We start from the raw sequence: 18,564 nt of genomic DNA on the forward strand, positions 1-18,564 counted from the left end.
TGAATCAGTACTTACATTGTAGGGATTAGGTACTGACTCCAGAAAGCCGATACTTCATGTAGCGGCTTTTTCTTTTCCTACTCACTTTATAAAAAGAGAAACAAAGGGTTGTTTTTAAAATCTCATTTGATAATAATTATCATTAACACTCATTGATGAGATGCAGATGATGAAAGAGCAGCAGGTTCTTTATTCGAGGTTTTACAAAGCACAGGATCGCTTTGCTTCATTAGAACAAGTTCAAGGCCATGAACCGTTTGTGATTCGAGAGTATATCGAGTGCGCACTCACGCTTTCTGCTTACTATGAAAAGCATGCCGCCCAAGAAAATATCTTGTTGTGCGAGCTGTATCTGCGCCAAGTTTTCTTCCATTTGATTGAAGCGATTGAGTCTCCAGAACGCAGTTTCGCCTTTCGTCATATCTGCCTAGACTCTATTCACTCACCACTATTTTATTTGAAACGCCACTACTGCCAGCAGCCTCAAGGCCAAGCGCGTTTTTTGAATCTCAGCCAAACACTACAACAAGTCCAAGCCCCACTTGGCTAACAAGGATAGAAGATGACTCTACAATTTCGGATAGAAAAAGACAGCATGGGCGAAGTGAAAGTTCCTGCCGATGCGCTATACCAAGCTCAAACTCAACGTGCCGCTGATAACTTCGCGTTTAGTTCACACAAGATGCCAGCCAGTTTCATTCAAGCACTGGCGCTGATTAAGCAGGCCGCCGCCGATACCAACGCTCAGTTAGGTTTATTAGAAGGTGATATTGCCAACGCGATAGCCGAAGCTAGCCAAGAGATCATTGAGGGTAAACACCTCGAGCAATTCCCTATTGATGTTTACCAAACCGGTTCTGGTACGAGCTCCAACATGAATGCCAACGAAGTGATTGCGACACTCGCTTCAAGAAGCCTGCAAGGAGACGTGAACCCGAATGATCACGTAAACATGGGGCAAAGCAGTAACGATGTCGTGCCGACAGCAATCCAAGTCAGTGTCGCTTTGATGGCAGAAAATAAGCTGTTGCCTGCACTTACCCACCTTTTTGCGGCGCTTACCGTAAAACAGCATGAACTTGCTGAGGTAGTCAAAACTGGCCGTACCCATCTAATGGATGCAATGCCGATTACCTTTGCTCAAGAGCTTGGTGGTTGGAAATTTCAGATTGAACATGCCAAGCAAGCGATAGAAAGCAGCTTGCCAGCAGTCAAGGCGCTTGCTCAAGGTGGTACAGCGGTAGGTACGGGGATTAATGCCGACCCACGCTTTGCCGATAAGTTTGCAAGTAACCTGTCTCAATCGACAAAGATCAGTTTTACCTCGAGTGAAAACTTCTTTTTTAACCTCAGTAGCCAAGACGCGATCGTTGCACTGTCAGGTCAGCTTAAAACTGCAGCAGTTGCGATCATGAAGATCTCAAACGATCTTCGCTGGATGAATTCAGGGCCGTTGGCTGGCTTAGGGGAAATTGAGTTGCAGGCTCTACAGCCGGGTTCATCGATCATGCCTGGCAAAGTGAACCCTGTAATTCCAGAAGCAGCTGCAATGGCGGCAGCACAAGTGATTGGCAATGACACCACCATTACGATTGCAGGCCAATCGGGTAACTTCCAATTAAATGTGATGCTGCCCGTTATTGCTCATAACGTATTAGAAAGCATAGAGTTGTTAGCAAACAGTTCAGTCGCACTGGCTGATAAAGCGATTTCTACCTTCACGGTACGCCAAGACAACCTCGATTTGGCACTGTCAAAGAATCCAATTCTGGTGACCGCACTTAACCCTGTGATTGGCTACCTAAAAGCGGCTGATATTGCCAAGAAAGCCTACAAAGAGGGCTTACCGATTCTTGATGTGGCCGAACGAGAAACGGATCTTAGCCGAGAAGAACTCAGCAAGCTGCTTGATCCAAGCACGCTGACGCAGGGCGGTATTGCGGGCTAGTTAGTTAAAAAGCGAATAGGCATTAACGATCCTTACTGAAACAAAAAAGGCCTCATCCGAGGCCTTTTTTACATCCGTTCATTAATTAGGAATTCGAGCTGATTATTCCTAATTAACTCACCCGATTTAGAACCGCTCTGAGTTTTAGCGGCTTGACGGGTTTAGCGATAAAGCTGAAGCTATTGGCTTTTATTGCTGCCAGCATGTCATCGGTTCTATCTGCACTGATAATGACCCCTTCAAAAGAATCTCCAAGACGTAAACGGCATTGTTGCAACACTTCGAGACCCGTTCGGCCATTATCGAGGCGATAATCAGAGAAAATCACATCCGGCTGCCAATCATCATCGAGACACTTCAAACTTTCGACTAAGTCGACGGCGGTCTTAACCTCACAGCCCCAACGACCAATCAAGTTCTCCATGCCGACTAAAATCTCGCGCTCATTATCGACACACAGTATTTTCAGATGTTCGATGTCACTGGTCGCCATTGGCGTCGAAGCTTGTACAACCGGAGCCACCTGCTCTGCTCTCGCTAAGGTGATGGAAAAGACGCTACCTTCTCCCGGCCATGAACGCATCGATATTTGATGACCAAGCACATGAGCAATCCCTTTCGAAATCGCCAACCCTAATCCCAACCCCTGATCGGCTCGTACTTGGCTACCTCGCGTAAACTCTTCGAAGATCTCTTGTTGCTTGTCTTCATCGATACCGGTTCCGTTATCCCACACATCAATTCGTACCTGATCATTCACTCGTCTCGCACCGAGGACCACTTTCCCTTCAGGGTTATAGCGAAACGCATTCGTTAAAAAGTTCTGAATCACTCGTCTTAATAACTTAGGGTCAGAGTGAATAAACAGTGACGATGGAATCATCTGAAACTGTATTTTTTGCTGTGTCGCTAAAGCGCTAAATTCTGCATTCAGGTTGGTCAGTACATCATGCACGGCAATCGCGTGAATGTTGGTTTCTAATTTTCCTGACTCCAATCGCGAGATATCAAGCAGGTCGCCAATCAGATCTTCAGCCGCACCCAACGCACTTTCGATATGAGAAGAAAGCTGCTTCTCCTCTTGTTCTTTTGCGACCTCAGATAGCGAAGAAGCAAACAAGCGAGCAGCATTTAATGGCTGCATCAAATCGTGACTAACAGCCGCAAGAAAACGACTCTTAGATTGTGATTCTTGGTCAGATATTTGCGTCGCCTTTACCAAACGATGGTTAAGCTTCTCGAGCTCTTGAGTTCGTTCATGGACTCTCGATTCCAAGCTTTCATTAGCATCTTTTAGCGCTTGCTCTGCTTGTCTGAAAACCGTGATATCGGTAAAGCTCATGACGAAGCCACCACTTGGCATTGGGTTACCTTGCACCTCAATCACTCGACCATCCGGACGAATACGAGATGAGGTGTGTCGCGTGCCTTGCTCAAGGTGATAAACACGGCGTCGAACGTGATCTTCTGGGTCGCCTCGGCCACACAAACCTTGCTCAGCATTGTGACGAATTACATCTGAAATGGGTCGACCCACCTGAATCAAGCCTGCAGGGAACTCAAACAGTTCTAAGTAACGTTGATTCCACGCCACCAGCCTCATTTGTTTGTCAATTACGGCAATGCCTTGACCAATATGTTCAATCGCACCTTGCAGTAAACCACGGCTGAAATCGTACAGTTCAGAGGCTTCATCAACGATGGTCGCCACTTCCTCAAGCTGCATATTTCTGCCCTGCAAGGCCGAAGTAAGTACTAACTTAGCTGAAGATGCACCGAATACACCAGCGAGCACACGTTCTGCATGTCGAATCAGGCTTGCGGGCGCTTGTTGGTTAGGAAGTAGCGGCTGCCCGTGCTGTTGCCAATAACTCTGTAAGGCACTTTTCGCACGCTTACGCCCCACAAAACGAGACGCCAGCATTTCTAATTCAGCGACCGTCACACGGCTCTGATAGAGGCTGATGTTCTCATTTTCTGGTAATGGTGTGCCAATAAAAGCAGCCGATTGTAAACGCTCACTTAGGCTTGGTCTGGTCACCATAGAAACCACGGCATAACACAAAGTATTCAGTAAAATACTCAGCACAATCCCCCAGTTTGAACTGCTGATCTCCCAACTGTTGAGCAACTCTGGTGGCGTGATAATCCACAGTAAAAGGTTACTTTCACTATCGCCCGCCAGCATACTGGTTTGGCTCATCAGGGTGATCAGCCAAATCAACGAGCCCACCATTAAGCCGACATAAACCCCCTTCCGGTTGCCCGGACGCCAGTACAAACCACCAATAAGTGCTGGCGCGAATTGAGCAATCGCCGCAAAGGAAAGAAAGCCAATCGCCGACAGTGAGTGAATGGTATCGAGCGCTTGATAGAACAGCCAAGCACCCAGTAACAGCAGTAAAATCAACCCGCGTCGAATCACCAGCAACATGCCAGAAAAATGTCGATGGGTTCTTTGAGTTAGGCGCATACGGCGCAGCAGCAATGGCATCACTAAATCATTCGATACCATGATCGCTAATGCGATGGTCGAGACAATCACCATGCCACTCGCCGCCGAAGTACCTCCGAGGAAAGCTAACAAAGCAATGTGATTCGCACCTTCTGCCATTGGTACACTGATCACGTAAGTATCAGCCGGCATGTCGGTGAGCAGCCCTTGTCCTGCCCAAGCAATTGGCAGCACAAACAGGCCCATCAAAATCAAATAAAGAGGAAACAACCAGCGAGCGGTATGCAAATCTTGAGGACGTTCGTTCTCAACCACCATGGTGTGGAATTGACGCGGCAGACAGACAATCGCCAACATGGTCAAAACGGTATGAATAATTAAGGTCGGAATATTAGGCGATTCGTAGGTGGAAGCCGCCACATCAAACAAGTCAATTTTGTCACTGCTCATCGCCAGGTAGATAATAAACAGGCCAACAATCAAGAATGCTGCAAGCTTAACGATAGATTCAAACGCCACCGCCATCATCATGCCACGGTGATGTTCTGTGTTATCAATGTGTCTTGTACCAAACAGCATGGTAAAAATGGCCAAAGCACCGACCACAAACCAAGAGACGTGATAATCCTGATAACCGAAATCAGACGCTAGGTTTGGCGCAACAATATCTAGCCCCATCGTAATACCACGCAGCTGTAGCGCGATATAAGGAAGAATACCGACCACGGCAATCACGGTGACGGCAACAGCCAAGCCCTGAGATTTTCCATAACGAGCCGCGATAAAGTCGGCAATTGAAGTGATGTGTTCACGCTTTGCAATCAGGATCAACCGCGCCAAGATCCGCCACCCGAGTGTAAAGACCAGAATGGGGGCGAGATAGATGGGTAAAAAGGACCATGGGTTATTGCTCGCCTGTCCGACCGTTCCATAGAAAGTCCAAGAGGTACAATACACTGCAATCGAAAGACTATAGATCCATGGGCGCCAACGCGATAGCCAGCGAACCTGCCTGTCTCCATACCAAGCGATCAGAAATAACACGCCCAAATAGGCTAAAGAGACTGGAATTACTATCCATCCTTGCATTAAAAACCCTTTTTCATCCATAAAAAAACCTCTCCATAAGGGAGAGGTTTCATTTAACTAAGGATGGGTCATTAACTCAATCGAATCGCTTAAATTCTGTGCTTCAGACTCTAATTATCAGCATTTGCTGTTAGATTCTAATTGTTCCGAACCTGATTGATTAATCTCAACCACTGAACTTCTCTCGTCCAACTTAATGAACAGAGCAAGAGCCCCCATCGCGGCCATACCCCAGAAGATGTTTGCCCCCCAAAGCTCATAGCCCCAACCACTTAAGGTCGTCATTAGTGCGATAACAGCCCCCAATGGGATCGCGTTATACAGAGCTTGCAGCGCGACCATTTTATTCTGTTCTTCTGATTGAATGTATTGAATGGCTGCGATATGCGCCATAGCAAACGTCACACCATGCAGCATTTGCACCATAACCAAGGCGAAAATCGCCGTTGTTGATGCGGTAATCCCCCAACGAGCCATCACACCGATTGCAGCTACCACGAATAGAGTACGCATTGACCAGCCAGAGAATAAGCGCTTACTGAGAGCAAACACAGCCACCTCAGCAACAACGCCTAGGCTCCATAAATAACCAATAATCGCTTCTGAGTGACCGGCTTCTTTCCAGTAAATCGCACTAAAACTGTAGTAAGCCGCATGGCTACCTTGCAGCAACGCCATCAAGGCCAAAAATTTAACCACAGACGACTCACGCAGTAACTCACCTAATTTTGGTCGCACTGCTTGTTTCTCAGATTGCGTTACTGGCATCACGTTAGGGTTTCTCATCGCCAACACTAACGACAACAGCACACCAACAAGCGCTGTATACAAAATCATATCAGTGCCGAACTGTGCGACTAAATAACCCACCACGGTTGAACCCGCAATAAAAGCAATCGAACCCCATAAACGAGTGCGTCCATAGTCAAGCATCTTAAGACGACTGTAATGGTTAGCCATTGCGTCAGAAAGAGGGATAACCGGCCCACAACACAGGTTAAACAATACTGTTGCCAACAGCATCAATAGAAAACTGCCTCCAGTAAAGAAGTGGAAACCAACAAATAACAATGAGGCGAAGCTCAACCAGCGCAGAGCGGGCAAAAGATTCTCTACGTTATGGATGCGCGGCGTAATCACAAGGTTAGCAACACAGCGAGTCGCAAAACCAATACCAATCAATACACCGATGTCCCCTGCAGAAACGCCTTGGTCTTCAAACCACAACGCCCAAAATGGCAAGTACACACCATACGCAAAAAAGAAACCAAGAAAATACTGAGATATCCATCCGTAAGGAGAGGGGCTAAACATAAATAACCTATAAAGTGTGCGGAAAAAGGCGGCTCCAATTATGCCTATCTAGAGTAGGATGAAAAAGGGAATTATTACTGGGATAGCATTCCTATATTCAATTAGCCTAGATATCACTTATCACTTATCACTTATCACTTATCACCAAGCTATATCACGTTCATCGATATCTAGTCTGCATTTAGACTAAAGTCGTCTGGAGCTTCGCTGGTATTTTGTCAGACTGATTAAAGACTCCCACTTCTTGTGATGCTTATGCCTGAAAAATTTAATATGCAGCACCCACCCTTCGATAGCCTGTCCGATACGGAACAATTGAAGCTTCGCTCTTCATTAGACGTGGTGTATTACCGCTCTCAAGAAGTGATACTGGAAGCAGATAGGCCGAGCAGACACCTGCATATCCTGATCAAAGGAGCCGTTGAAGAGCGCGCGAGCAGTGATGGTGAGATTTACGCACATTACGCCAATGACGATATTTTTGATGTGCGCAGCCAGTTTGAACCTCACACCAAACATCAATATATCGCACTCGAAGACACCTTAAGCTACCTACTGCCTACCGATGTTTTTCTCGATCTTTATCACGCCAATGGTCAATTTGCCGCCTACTTTGATAGTAACCTGTCGACACGGAAAGCTCTGATTGAGGCCGCTCAGCAGCAACAAAACCTTGCCGAGTTTATATTGACCAAAGTGGATGACTCTATTTATCACCCACCACTGATTCTTGAGCCAGGGCAACCCATCAACCAAGTCACTCAAATCCTAAAAGAGCAAGGCTTAGACTCGGCGCTGGTGCATTTAGACGACAAAGGCATAAAAGATTTTGGTTCAGGCTCCTTACCGTATGGGATCGTCACACGAACCAATTTATTGCACGCTGTAATGCTCGATAACTTCCCACAGGACGCGCCCGTTGGCGAGATTGCAACATTTCCAGTGATGCACGTAAACCAAGGGGATTTCTTATTTAATGCCATGATTACCATGACCAGAAACCGGGTAAAAAGGTTGATGGTTTGTGACGGTCTAGATGCTGTCGGCATGGTGGATATGACACAAATCCTCAGTGCATTCTCCACTCACTCTCACGTGCTCACTTTGCGTATTGCGCGATCCACCAGCATTGAAGAGCTCGCATTAGCCTCCAACAAACAACGTCAACTGGTCGAAAGCCTACTCAGTAACGGCATTCGCACGCGCTTCATCATGGAGCTAATTTCAGCCGTTAATGAACAGATAATAGAGAAAGCGTTTGAGTTGGTTATCCCACCCGCACTGCATAATCATTGCTGCCTCATCGTGTTGGGCTCCGAAGGCCGTGGAGAACAAATCCTCAAAACCGATCAAGACAACGCGCTAATAATTCAAGATGGCTTGGAGTGGCATCAATGCCAAAGTGCCATGAACGACCTCACCCACACCCTTCAACAATTGGGTTACCCACTGTGCCCGGGCAACGTGATGGTCAACAACCCGAAATGGGTGCATTCAGAACAAGAGTGGAAACAAACCCTCACCCATTGGGTAAAAAAAGCCACGCCAGACACCGTGATGGATATCGCGATCATGGCGGATGCACACGCCGTTGCGGGTAATAGAGAGTTATTAAAACCCGTAAAGCAGCACCTAAGTGATTTGATGCTCGGACAAGAATTGATTCTGACTGAATTCTGCCGACCGGCTCTGAACTTCTCAGTACCCCTCACCCTGTTTGGCAATGTTAAACAATCCAAGTCAGGGCTCGATATCAAACAAGGCGGTATTTTCCCTATCGTGCATGGTGTGAGGGCACTCTGTCTTGAGCATGGTGTCACGGTAAACAACACCTTCGAACGCATTGAACAGTTGGTCTGTAAGAAAGTGCTTGAGCAAAGTACCGCCGATAACCTTAGTGAAGCACTCAAACAGTTCTTTAAGTGGCGCTTAGCCCAAAGACTTTCTCAGCAGCACAGTAGCAACAAGATTAACGTCAAATTGATGGAGCGAGCAGACAGAGACCTGCTTCGCCATAGCTTGCATGTGGTCAAAAAATTCAAGCAATGGCTTGGCTACCACTATCAGATACGGGATTAGGCGATTGAACGATGAATAGATTGGTTCGTTATTACTGGCATCATAAACTCAAAGGCTCTACTTATCAGCCTCTGTTTACTGCGCCTGCTAATCACGAATACGTATCTCTCGATTGTGAAACCACCAGCCTCGACCCCAATCAGGCAGAATTAGTCACCATTGCTGCGACCAAGATCATCGGTAACCGAATCATTACCAGCCAACCTTTTGAAGTCCGATTGCGCGCCCCGCAATCACTCGATTGCAATTCAATAAAAATCCACCGCATTCGTCATCAAGATCTAAAGCATGGCATCGAAGAAAAACAGGCTTTAATCGAGCTACTTAACTTCATTGGAAATCGTCCTTTAGTCGGCTATCACATCCGCTATGACAAAAAGATTCTCGACCGCGCCTGTTTAAAACAGCTTGGATTTCCACTGCCTAACCGATTAGTCGAAGTGAGCCAACTCTACCAAGACAAACTCGAAAGACAGCTGCCCAATGCCTATTTTGATCTCAGTATGGACGCCATCTGTCGCCAGCTCGATTTACCTATCCCCGTCAATAAACATGATGCATTACAAGACGCTATCTCCGCCGCCCTGATCTTTGTTCGCCTGAAACATGGTGATCTGCCCCGTTTCAACTCTTCTTATTCTTAATTCAACCACTGGCGCTTCACATAGAGAGCAACATCTCAAAAATGAACTTAACTCGCTATTTTGTAAGTGAAAAGCAACGTCTCATCCTAAAGTCTAATTGTGGAAATCGCCGTCCTAGTCGAGAGTGATAACACAACGACGGTTCTGTAATAGACCTAGAAACTGAACACAAAGGAAGTTGCCAGTTCATTAGGAATGTAGGCACAAGGAGAGATGCAATGAGTGAAGCCCACGTTTATCCGGTAAAAGAAAATATTAAATCAACCACACACGCGGATAATGACACTTACCTAGCCATGTACCAGCAATCTGTTTCTGACCCTGAAGGCTTTTGGGGTGAACACGGAAAAATCGTTGATTGGATTAAACCTTTCACACAGGTAAAAAATACCTCTTTCGACCCTGGCCACATTGATATTCGCTGGTTTGAAGATGGCACGCTTAACGTTTCGGCTAACTGTATCGACCGCCACCTTGCTGAGCGCGGTGATGAAGTCGCTATCATCTGGGAAGGCGATGATCCGGCGGATGACAAAACTCTAACTTTTAATGAACTACACAAAGAAGTGTGCCTGTTTTCAAATGCTCTAAAAGAGCAAGGCGTGCGCAAAGGTGATGTAGTTTGTTTATACATGCCAATGGTTCCTGAAGCTGCGGTTGCCATGCTGGCATGTACCCGTATCGGGGCGGTTCACACAGTGGTATTTGGCGGTTTCTCCCCAGAAGCACTGTCTGGTCGTATTATCGATTCAAATTCTAAAGTCGTTATCACTGCCGATGAAGGCGTGCGTGGTGGCCGTGCGGTTCCACTGAAGAAAAATGTCGATGAAGCACTGACGAATCCTGAAGTGAAGAACATCGAAAAGGTTGTAGTATTCAAACGTACTGGCGGCGATGTTGCATGGCACGAACACCGCGATGTATGGTGGCACGATGCTATTGCTAATGTATCTGCAGATTGCCCACCAGAAGAGATGAACGCAGAAGATCCACTATTCATCCTTTATACGTCAGGCTCAACAGGCAAACCTAAGGGTGTTATGCACACTACAGGTGGTTACCTCGTTTATGCAGCAATGACCTTCAAATACGTGTTCGATTACCAAGAAGGCGAAACTTTCTGGTGTACAGCCGATGTGGGTTGGATTACCGGTCACACATACCTTGTTTACGGACCGCTTGCCAATGGTGCAAAAACCATTCTGTTTGAAGGCGTGCCGAACTACCCGAACACCAGCCGCATGAGTGAAGTGGTCGATAAGCACCAAGTTAATATTCTTTATACTGCACCAACAGCGATTCGCGCTTTGATGGCGAAAGGCAATGAAGCCGTTGAAGGCACGTCTCGTGACAGCCTAAGAATCATGGGCTCAGTGGGTGAACCTATCAACCCAGAGGCGTGGGAGTGGTACTACAAAACAATCGGTAATGAGCAGTCTCCAATTGTTGATACATGGTGGCAAACAGAAACGGGCGGAATCTTGATTGCACCGCTACCAGGCGCAACAGACCTAAAACCGGGCTCAGCGACGCGTCCATTCTTCGGTGTGCAACCGGCGCTGGTTGATAACATGGGTAACATCATTGAGGGTGCAACAGACGGCAACCTAGTGATTCTTGACTCTTGGCCAGGCCAGATGCGTACCGTTCACGGCGATCATGACCGTTTCGAACAAACTTACTTCTCGACCTTTAAAGGCATGTACTTCACCAGTGATGGTGCTCGTCGTGATGAAGACGGTTACTACTGGATTACTGGCCGTGTTGATGACGTTCTGAACGTATCAGGTCACCGTATGGGTACCGCTGAGATTGAATCGGCTCTAGTCGCATTTGATAAGATCGCAGAGGCTGCGATTGTAGGTATCCCTCATGATATTAAAGGCCAAGCGATTTACGCTTACATCACGTTGAATGATGGTGAATTCCCGACCGCAGAGCTTCATAAAGAAGTGAAAGACTGGGTACGCAAAGAGATAGGCCCAATCGCAACGCCAGATGTACTGCACTGGACCGACTCATTACCAAAAACTCGTTCAGGTAAAATCATGCGTCGTATCCTGCGTAAGATTGCCACTGGCGATACTGGCAACCTAGGCGATACGTCGACACTGGCAGACCCAAGCGTGGTCGATAAGCTGATTGCAGAGAAAGCGGAACTGGCATAAGCAACCCGTCACATTACGTAATTACTGTTTAAAACAGCTCCTTTCTAAACCGTCACCTATGTGGCGGTTTTTTTATGGCTGATCTTGATCTCAAATATCCTCGACAAAATTAAGGCTAAGGCGCTTTTTTGTTAAGTTGGTAACAATCTCACACTCTCTCAATAGGAGATTAGACCAGTAAATTGCTGCGATTTGCGCTGAATTAGCTATAATCTGGTTCTAATTTTTAAATTTGGGTTTTTCTTACTGGAAATTATCCCCAAATTTTCAATAAAATGGCAACATTCACGTTCGTAAACACGATAAAGGAAGATAGCCCCACAATGTCTACAAAGTTTCGCATTCTAGTTTTAAATGGACCAAACCTTAATCTGTTAGGCCTTAGAGAGCCTGCACACTACGGTTCTCAAACACTTGACCAGATTATTAGCTCATTGACCGAGCAAGCGAAAACACACGATGTTGAGCTATCTCACTTACAGTCAAATCGTGAGTATGAGCTGATTGAAGCTATCCATAGTGCTTATCAAAATGTTGATTTCATTATTATCAACCCAGCGGCCTTTACACATACCAGTGTGGCGTTGCGTGATGCACTACTTGGTGTTGCTATCCCATTTATTGAGGTTCACCTATCGAATGTTCACGCACGTGAACCATTCCGTCACCACTCTTACCTGTCTGATAAAGCAGAAGGTGTGATTTGTGGCTTAGGTGCCCAAGGTTATCAATTTGCTTTGACCGCTGCGCTCAACAAGCTCAACGCAAAGTAAATAAAAACAACGAACTATTACTAACCTACTCAGTCAAAGAGTAAGTTCAATCAACAGATAAAGAGAAAGAAACAATGGATATTCGCAAAATCAAGAAGCTAATCGAATTGGTTGAAGAGTCTGGTATTTCTGAGCTAGAGATCTCTGAAGGTGAAGAGTCAGTACGAATCAGTCGTAACAGCCCTGTATCTGCAGCGCCTATTCAATATGCAGCAGCTCCAGCTCCTGTAGCGGCAGCAGCACCTGCGGCGGCACCTGTAGCTGCAGAAGCGGCAGCTCCTGCAGTTCCTGCTGGTCACCAAGTTCTTTCTCCAATGGTTGGTACTTTCTACGGCGCTCCAAGCCCAGATGCAAAACCATTCGTTAAGGTTGGTCAATCTGTAACTGCTGGCGAAACGCTATGTATCGTTGAAGCAATGAAAATGATGAACCAAATCGAAGCTGATAAATCTGGTGTTGTAACGGCTATCCTAGTTGAAGACGGTCAACCAGTAGAATTCGACCAAGCTCTAGTAATTATCGAATAATAGAGAGCACTCATTATGTTAGATAAATTAGTAATCGCGAACCGTGGTGAAATTGCACTGCGTATTCTGCGAGCATGTAAAGAGCTTGGCATCAAAACGGTAGCGGTTCACTCAACAGCTGACCGCGATCTTAAGCACGTACTGCTTGCTGACGAAACCATTTGTATCGGTCCAGCTCGTGGTATCGATAGCTACCTGAACATTCCTCGTATCATCAGCGCTGCTGAAGTAACGGGTGCAGTCGCTATCCACCCTGGCTACGGCTTCCTATCTGAAAATGCAGATTTTGCAGAACAGGTAGAGCGCAGTGGTTTTATCTTCGTTGGCCCTAAAGCTGAAACCATTCGCATGATGGGTGACAAAGTGTCAGCTATCACGTCAATGAAAAAAGCGGGTGTACCTTGTGTACCAGGTTCTGACGGTCCTCTTGACGACGACGAAGCGAAAAACAAAGCGCACGCTAAGCGCATTGGTTTCCCTGTAATCATCAAGGCTTCTGGCGGCGGCGGCGGTCGTGGTATGCGTGTTGTTCGTACTGAAAAAGAACTAACAGAAGCTATCGCAATGACTCGTGCTGAAGCAAAAGCATGTTTCAATAACGACATGGTTTACATGGAAAAATTCCTAGAAAACCCACGTCACATTGAAGTACAAGTGCTTGCAGATGGTCAAGGTAATGCTATCCACCTAGGTGAGCGTGACTGTTCAATGCAGCGTCGTCACCAGAAAGTTGTGGAAGAAGCACCAGCACCAGGTATCACTGAAGAAATGCGTAAATACATCGGCGACCGTTGTACTCGTGCATGTCTTGAGATTGGTTACCGCGGCGCAGGTACATTTGAATTCCTATACGAGAACGGTGAGTTCTACTTCATTGAAATGAACACTCGCATCCAGGTTGAGCACACGATTACTGAAATGGTAACGGGTATCGATCTAGTGAAAGAGCAACTTCGCATTGCTGCTGGTCAGCCTCTATCATTCACACAGGATGATATTAAGCTGCGCGGCCACTCAATCGAATGTCGTATCAATGCAGAAGATCCGGTGCGTTTCCTACCCTCTCCGGGTAAGATCACGCGTTTCCATGCTCCAGGTGGTATGGGCGTACGTTGGGAGTCTCACATCTACACGGGTTACACAGTGCCACCACACTACGATTCAATGATTGGTAAGCTGATCACTTACGGTGAGAACCGTGATGTTGCTATCGCTCGCATGAAGAACGCATTGGGTGAAATGATTGTTGAAGGTATTAACGTTAATACTGAGCTTCAACTGTCTATTATGAACGACGAAAACTTCCAACACGGTGGGGCAAACATCCACTACCTTGAGAAGAAGCTTGGTCTACAATAGACGCTAGCCTTCCGTAATTCGTTCTCTGTAGAACAGTAATAAATGCTCACTTCGGTGGGCATTTTTGTTTGTAAATACTCGCAATAATCAATTCATCATCCCCATTATATTCCGTGGGGTTTTGGTGAATTTGCTCATATTTTCTGCTAGACTCGCCATCCAATTTTTCTCATATAGAAGATGCAGCCATGCCTTGGATTCAAATCAAGCTTAATGCTACCAATGAAAATGCCGAACAAATCGGCGACATGTTAATGGAAGAGACTGGTGCTCTTTCTGTAACTTTCCTGGATGCACAAGATACCCCTGTATTTGAGCCTCTGCCGGGCGAAACTCGCCTTTGGGGTGATACTGACATTCTCGCGCTTTACGACGCTGAGACTGACACTGGTGTCGTTCTAGCGCAGATTAAAGCAAGCAACATGTTCCCTGCAGACTTTGCTCACAAAGTAGAGCAAATTGAAGACAAGGATTGGGAACGTGAATGGATGGACAACTTCCACCCAATGAAGTTTGGTGAGCGTTTATGGATTTGCCCTAGCTGGCGCGATATCCCTGAACCTGACGCTGTAAACGTCATGCTAGACCCTGGTCTTGCATTTGGTACCGGTACTCACCCAACAACAGCATTGTGTCTTGAATGGCTTGAAGGCCTAGACCTGACAGGCAAAACCGTGATCGATTTCGGTTGTGGTTCAGGCATCCTAGCGATCGCTGCGATCAAACTTGGCGCGGCAAAAGTTATCGGGATCGACATTGATCCTCAAGCCCTGCTTGCATCAAAAGACAACGCACAACGCAATGGCGTGGCAGAGCAACTAGAAGTGTTCTTACCACAAGATCAACCGGAAGGTTTACTTGCTGACGTTGTTGTTGCCAACATTCTTGCAGGTCCACTACGCGACCTTTCTGGCATCATTAAAGGTCTAGTAAAGCCAAATGGTGTACTAGCAATGTCGGGTGTTTTAGATACACAAGCGGAAGATGTTGCAACTTATTATCGTGATGAGCTTCACATTGATCCGATCATTGAACAACAAGAATGGTGTCGAATCTCTGGTCGCAAGCAAGGCTAGGTAAGACTTTGGGCGCTAATTGATTGAAATTTAAACGAATTACAAAAACAAATTGTAAATGCTCAAATATTAGTCTTTTCACGCAGCGAAAAAATGCGTAAAATGCGCGCCCTTGCTGGTACAGAACTGTGATGACATTTTTGAAAATCGGAAATTATCAACTTAAGAACAATCTAATCGTCGCTCCTATGGCTGGCGTAACGGATAGACCATTCCGTGAGTTGTGTCTTCGTTACGGTGCGGGGATGGCAGTCAGTGAAATGATGTCCTCCAATCCGAAAGTTTGGAAAACGTCAAAATCTCAGCAGCGTATGGTACATGAAGGCGAATCGGGCATTCGTTCAGTACAAATCGCTGGTGCAGATCCACAGCTTATGGCCGAGGCTGCTCAATTCAATGTTGCTAACGGTGCGCAAATCATCGATATCAATATGGGTTGCCCAGCAAAAAAAGTGAATAAGAAGCTTGCGGGCTCAGCCCTGCTTCAGCATCCAGAACTCATTGAAGATATTCTGAAGGCTGTGGTAAATGCTGTCGACGTTCCAGTAACGTTGAAAACGCGCACAGGCTGGGATACAGACAATAGAAACTGTGTCCAAATCGCGAAAATAGCCGAAGACTGCGGCATACAAGCTCTTGCCCTTCACGGGAGAACTCGCGCTTGTATGTACAAAGGTGAGGCAGAATACAAACACATTAAAGCAGCGAAACAAGCAGTATCTATTCCGGTTATCGCTAACGGTGATATCGATAGTCCGGAAAAAGCGAAGTTTGTGCTGGAGTACACCGGCGCTGATGCTTTAATGATAGGTCGACCTGCCCAAGGGCGTCCTTGGATTTTTAACGAAATCCTACACTATTTGGAAAACGGCACCACGATGGACCCACTCCCGATTTCGGAAGTGAAAGACATCATGCTTGGTCATGTGCTCGCTCTACATGAATTTTATGGAGAGTTTTTAGGCCCTCGCATCGCTCGTAAGCATGTGGGTTGGTATCTAAAAGAGCATGAACAAGCGAGTGAGTTTCGCCGTACCTTCAACGCATTCGAAGCAGGTGATCTGCAGCTTGAAGCGCTAGAAGGTTTTTTTGATAACGTTGCACCATAATTACGAGAAGAGCTAGACCGAATATGTTCGAACAAAATCTGACTTCAGAAGCATTGACAGTAACTACAGTTACATCACAAGACCAAATCACGCAGAAGCCACTACGTGACTCAGTTAAAGCATCATTGAAAAATTACCTTGCTCAATTAAACGGTCAAGAAGTCAGCGAGTTATACGAATTAGTATTAGCTGAAGTTGAACAGCCACTACTAGACACTATCATGCAGTACACTCGCGGTAACCAAACTCGCGCAGCAACCATGATGGGTATTAACCGCGGTACTCTTCGCAAGAAACTTAAAAAATACGGCATGAACTAATCGTTCTTTCGTAATTTATTGAATTAGAAGCCGAGCTCTTTATTGAACTCGGCTTTTTTTTGTTTATATGGCAACAAGCGAACAATTATCAATCAATTAATGAGATGTAACGATTGATAACGTAATCACTACCGATATAATGACCCATTAATCTAATCGTCTGGAAGCTACATGCTTGATATGAAAAGGGAAGAATGGCTTAGCACACTGATCCGTGAACTGCCTGATCGTCATCTTCTGTTGGATACATCCGGACGTATTGTTGAAAACTTTGACAATCCAAATCACCACACAGTTTCAGAACTGTTGCCTCCCTCGGTTGAAAAGCAGCTATTAGAGGCGGCAAAGCAAGCTTATTCCAGTCGCGAAATTCAATACATTCAATACTCTCTTGCGCCCTGTCAGCAACTTCAGCTTTCTATTGAACAACTTTTCGCTCAAGGTGAAGAATCAGACGATCGATATTTTGAATCGACATTAAAGCCATTGTATCTCTCGCCAGAAAAGCAATACGTGCTGTGGCAAGAGCGAGATATTACTAAAGCACAGCAACGTGAAGCTGAGCTGATAGAACTCGCTGAAATCGATGAGCTAACTGGGATTTTAAATAGACGAGCCTTTTTACTTGGGTTGGAAAAAGAGTTCAGTCAACCGCCTAAGCAAAGCTTAACTTGTTTGATGATAGACATAGACCACTTCAAAGAAATCAATGATCAAGTTGGCCACCTCTCTGGTGATGAGGTAATCGTTCAAGTCGCGAGTTTATGCCAACAGTCAATAGACTGCGATGATTATCTAGGTCGCTTGGGTGGCGAAGAATTCGGTGTCATTCTCACACACACCAGTGCCATTGAAGCTTATTACGTTGCAGAGACGATTCGTAAAACGATTGAATCAACACCATGCACCGTAGACGGCCACATCATCTACCCAACAGTCAGCATCGGTGTTGCTGAATACACACCACATCTTAAAACCATAAAAGAACTATTGGCTCAAGCTGATAGAGCCATGTACTCTTCAAAGCAGACTGGCCGCAACCAAGTCACGCTTTACCATAATAACCTACCCACTTTAAAAATTGACGCTCAACTAAGAGCCAAAATACTGCAAGCTTCCTAGGGTTATCAACCATAGTAAACCTCTCTCCCTAACGGGGGACCTTCTCAGCTATTTACCATCAGCAGCACAGCATGAGCTTTGTTTATCTTCGCTCGCCAAAGCACCTAAGATAGAACAATGGCTCGCATCGTCATCTACATGTCCGCAGCAAGCATCATTAATCTTCTTTAATGCCGTGCGTATTCTGCCAAGTTCACTGATTTTTTCATCAATAAGTGTCAGCTTTGCCGTTGTGATGGCTTTCACTTCCGAGCAACTGTGCTGCGTTGCTTCCAAGCGAATCTCGAGCAATTCCTTAATTTCATCTAAACTCAGCCCTAACGCTTTAGATTTAAGAATAAAGGTCACCTGTTTTTGATTGTTTTCATCATATAAGCGATATCCTGAGTCACTGCGACTGGCAGGAGCAATCAGGTTACTTTTTTCATAAAACCGTAAGGTATCGGCTGTCACACCGCATCGTTTCGCTAATTCACCGATCTGAAACATGTTTTTTCCTACTGTTCCGTCCATTCCACAATTAACCTTATCGTTACTTTTCAGGCTGAAATGGCACTTTTCATAATTAATTTTGAGATGCC

Annotated in this window: 15 protein-coding genes; 12 read left to right on the forward strand and 3 right to left on the reverse strand. The window is 45.9% G+C overall.

What is annotated here, in order from left to right; all coding sequences use genetic code 11:
• Positions 1-166 precede the first annotated feature (166 nt).
• Both AB4653_RS06640 and AB4653_RS06645 read left to right on the forward strand, forming a co-directional pair.
• Entirely contained in the window at positions 167-550 is a 384-nt protein-coding gene (locus tag AB4653_RS06640; protein WP_009844699.1) for a hypothetical protein, read from the forward strand.
• A gap of 12 nt (positions 551-562) precedes the next feature.
• A complete protein-coding gene (locus AB4653_RS06645; RefSeq protein ID WP_032554988.1) occupies positions 563-1,948 on the forward strand; it encodes a lyase family protein in 1,386 nt (461 codons plus the stop codon).
• A gap of 112 nt (positions 1,949-2,060) precedes the next feature.
• Here the strand turns inward: AB4653_RS06645 and AB4653_RS06650 are convergent, their stop codons facing one another.
• Positions 2,061-5,492, reverse strand: a complete 3,432-nt coding sequence (locus AB4653_RS06650) for a PAS domain-containing hybrid sensor histidine kinase/response regulator (protein WP_032554989.1) — start codon at positions 5,490-5,492, stop codon at positions 2,061-2,063.
• 117 nt (positions 5,493-5,609) lie between these two features.
• Positions 5,610-6,806, reverse strand: coding sequence for a 3-phenylpropionate MFS transporter (locus AB4653_RS06655; RefSeq protein ID WP_009844696.1), 1,197 nt, complete (start codon positions 6,804-6,806; stop codon positions 5,610-5,612).
• A 249-nt stretch (positions 6,807-7,055) separates the two neighbouring features.
• On the opposite strand from AB4653_RS06655, the gene AB4653_RS06660 reads away from it, so the two are divergent.
• The 10 genes from AB4653_RS06660 (at position 7,056) to AB4653_RS06705 (ending at position 17,983) form a co-directional block, all read left to right on the forward strand.
• The gene (locus AB4653_RS06660) at positions 7,056-8,885 is read left to right on the forward strand and encodes a DUF294 nucleotidyltransferase-like domain-containing protein (protein ID WP_009844695.1); all 1,830 of its coding nucleotides are present in this window, start codon (positions 7,056-7,058) and stop codon (positions 8,883-8,885) included.
• Positions 8,886-8,896: 11 nt separating this feature from the next.
• Entirely contained in the window at positions 8,897-9,529 is a 633-nt protein-coding gene (locus AB4653_RS06665) for a 3'-5' exonuclease (RefSeq protein ID WP_009844694.1), read from the forward strand.
• 218 nt (positions 9,530-9,747) lie between these two features.
• Complete coding sequence (acs, locus tag AB4653_RS06670) at positions 9,748-11,697, forward strand: acetate--CoA ligase (protein ID WP_009844693.1); 1,950 nt, start codon at positions 9,748-9,750, stop codon at positions 11,695-11,697.
• A gap of 323 nt (positions 11,698-12,020) precedes the next feature.
• Positions 12,021-12,470, forward strand: coding sequence for a type II 3-dehydroquinate dehydratase (gene aroQ / locus AB4653_RS06675; protein WP_009844692.1), 450 nt, complete (start codon positions 12,021-12,023; stop codon positions 12,468-12,470).
• 74 nt (positions 12,471-12,544) lie between these two features.
• Positions 12,545-12,997, forward strand: coding sequence for an acetyl-CoA carboxylase biotin carboxyl carrier protein (accB, locus tag AB4653_RS06680; RefSeq protein ID WP_004729736.1), 453 nt, complete (start codon positions 12,545-12,547; stop codon positions 12,995-12,997).
• A 15-nt stretch (positions 12,998-13,012) separates the two neighbouring features.
• A complete protein-coding gene (gene accC / locus AB4653_RS06685; RefSeq protein WP_009844691.1) occupies positions 13,013-14,356 on the forward strand; it encodes an acetyl-CoA carboxylase biotin carboxylase subunit in 1,344 nt (447 codons plus the stop codon).
• Positions 14,357-14,544: 188 nt separating this feature from the next.
• Positions 14,545-15,432, forward strand: coding sequence for a 50S ribosomal protein L11 methyltransferase (gene prmA / locus AB4653_RS06690; protein ID WP_009844690.1), 888 nt, complete (start codon positions 14,545-14,547; stop codon positions 15,430-15,432).
• A gap of 140 nt (positions 15,433-15,572) precedes the next feature.
• Positions 15,573-16,541: a tRNA dihydrouridine synthase DusB gene (gene dusB, locus AB4653_RS06695; protein ID WP_009844689.1), complete on the forward strand. Its 969-nt coding sequence runs from the start codon at positions 15,573-15,575 to the stop codon at positions 16,539-16,541.
• 23 nt (positions 16,542-16,564) lie between these two features.
• The gene (gene fis, locus AB4653_RS06700) at positions 16,565-16,861 is read left to right on the forward strand and encodes a DNA-binding transcriptional regulator Fis (RefSeq protein ID WP_004729744.1); all 297 of its coding nucleotides are present in this window, start codon (positions 16,565-16,567) and stop codon (positions 16,859-16,861) included.
• Between the two features lie 171 nt (positions 16,862-17,032).
• Positions 17,033-17,983 (forward strand): GGDEF domain-containing protein, encoded by a 951-nt coding sequence (locus AB4653_RS06705; protein WP_009844688.1) that lies wholly within the window; start codon positions 17,033-17,035, stop codon positions 17,981-17,983.
• A gap of 48 nt (positions 17,984-18,031) precedes the next feature.
• Here the strand turns inward: AB4653_RS06705 and zntR are convergent, their stop codons facing one another.
• Positions 18,032-18,472: a Zn(2+)-responsive transcriptional regulator gene (gene zntR, locus AB4653_RS06710; protein WP_009844687.1), complete on the reverse strand. Its 441-nt coding sequence runs from the start codon at positions 18,470-18,472 to the stop codon at positions 18,032-18,034.
• Between the last annotated feature and the right edge of the window lie 92 nt (positions 18,473-18,564).

Origin of the sequence: Vibrio sp. 10N.222.48.A3 (assembly GCF_041475345.1) — a bacterium.
GTDB classification, from domain to species: Bacteria; Pseudomonadota; Gammaproteobacteria; order Enterobacterales; family Vibrionaceae; genus Vibrio; species Vibrio tasmaniensis_A.

Excerpts from the sequence above, each read along its gene's own strand:
- accC (WP_009844691.1), top strand. The coding sequence starts at position 13,013 with ATGTTAGATAAATTAGTAATCGCGAACCGTGGTGAAATTGCACTGCGT.
- fis (WP_004729744.1), top strand. The coding sequence starts at position 16,565 with ATGTTCGAACAAAATCTGACTTCAGAAGCATTGACAGTAACTACAGTT.
- AB4653_RS06645 (WP_032554988.1), top strand. The coding sequence starts at position 563 with ATGACTCTACAATTTCGGATAGAAAAAGACAGCATGGGCGAAGTGAAA.
- acs (WP_009844693.1), top strand. The coding sequence starts at position 9,748 with ATGAGTGAAGCCCACGTTTATCCGGTAAAAGAAAATATTAAATCAACC.
- AB4653_RS06660 (WP_009844695.1), top strand. The coding sequence starts at position 7,056 with ATGCTTATGCCTGAAAAATTTAATATGCAGCACCCACCCTTCGATAGC.
- aroQ (WP_009844692.1), top strand. The coding sequence starts at position 12,021 with ATGTCTACAAAGTTTCGCATTCTAGTTTTAAATGGACCAAACCTTAAT.
- prmA (WP_009844690.1), top strand. The coding sequence starts at position 14,545 with ATGCCTTGGATTCAAATCAAGCTTAATGCTACCAATGAAAATGCCGAA.
- AB4653_RS06705 (WP_009844688.1), top strand. The coding sequence starts at position 17,033 with ATGCTTGATATGAAAAGGGAAGAATGGCTTAGCACACTGATCCGTGAA.
- AB4653_RS06655 (WP_009844696.1), bottom strand. The coding sequence starts at position 6,806 with ATGTTTAGCCCCTCTCCTTACGGATGGATATCTCAGTATTTTCTTGGT.
- AB4653_RS06640 (WP_009844699.1), top strand. The coding sequence starts at position 167 with ATGATGAAAGAGCAGCAGGTTCTTTATTCGAGGTTTTACAAAGCACAG.
- AB4653_RS06665 (WP_009844694.1), top strand. The coding sequence starts at position 8,897 with ATGAATAGATTGGTTCGTTATTACTGGCATCATAAACTCAAAGGCTCT.
- AB4653_RS06650 (WP_032554989.1), bottom strand. The coding sequence starts at position 5,492 with ATGCAAGGATGGATAGTAATTCCAGTCTCTTTAGCCTATTTGGGCGTG.
- accB (WP_004729736.1), top strand. The coding sequence starts at position 12,545 with ATGGATATTCGCAAAATCAAGAAGCTAATCGAATTGGTTGAAGAGTCT.
- zntR (WP_009844687.1), bottom strand. The coding sequence starts at position 18,472 with ATGTTTCAGATCGGTGAATTAGCGAAACGATGCGGTGTGACAGCCGAT.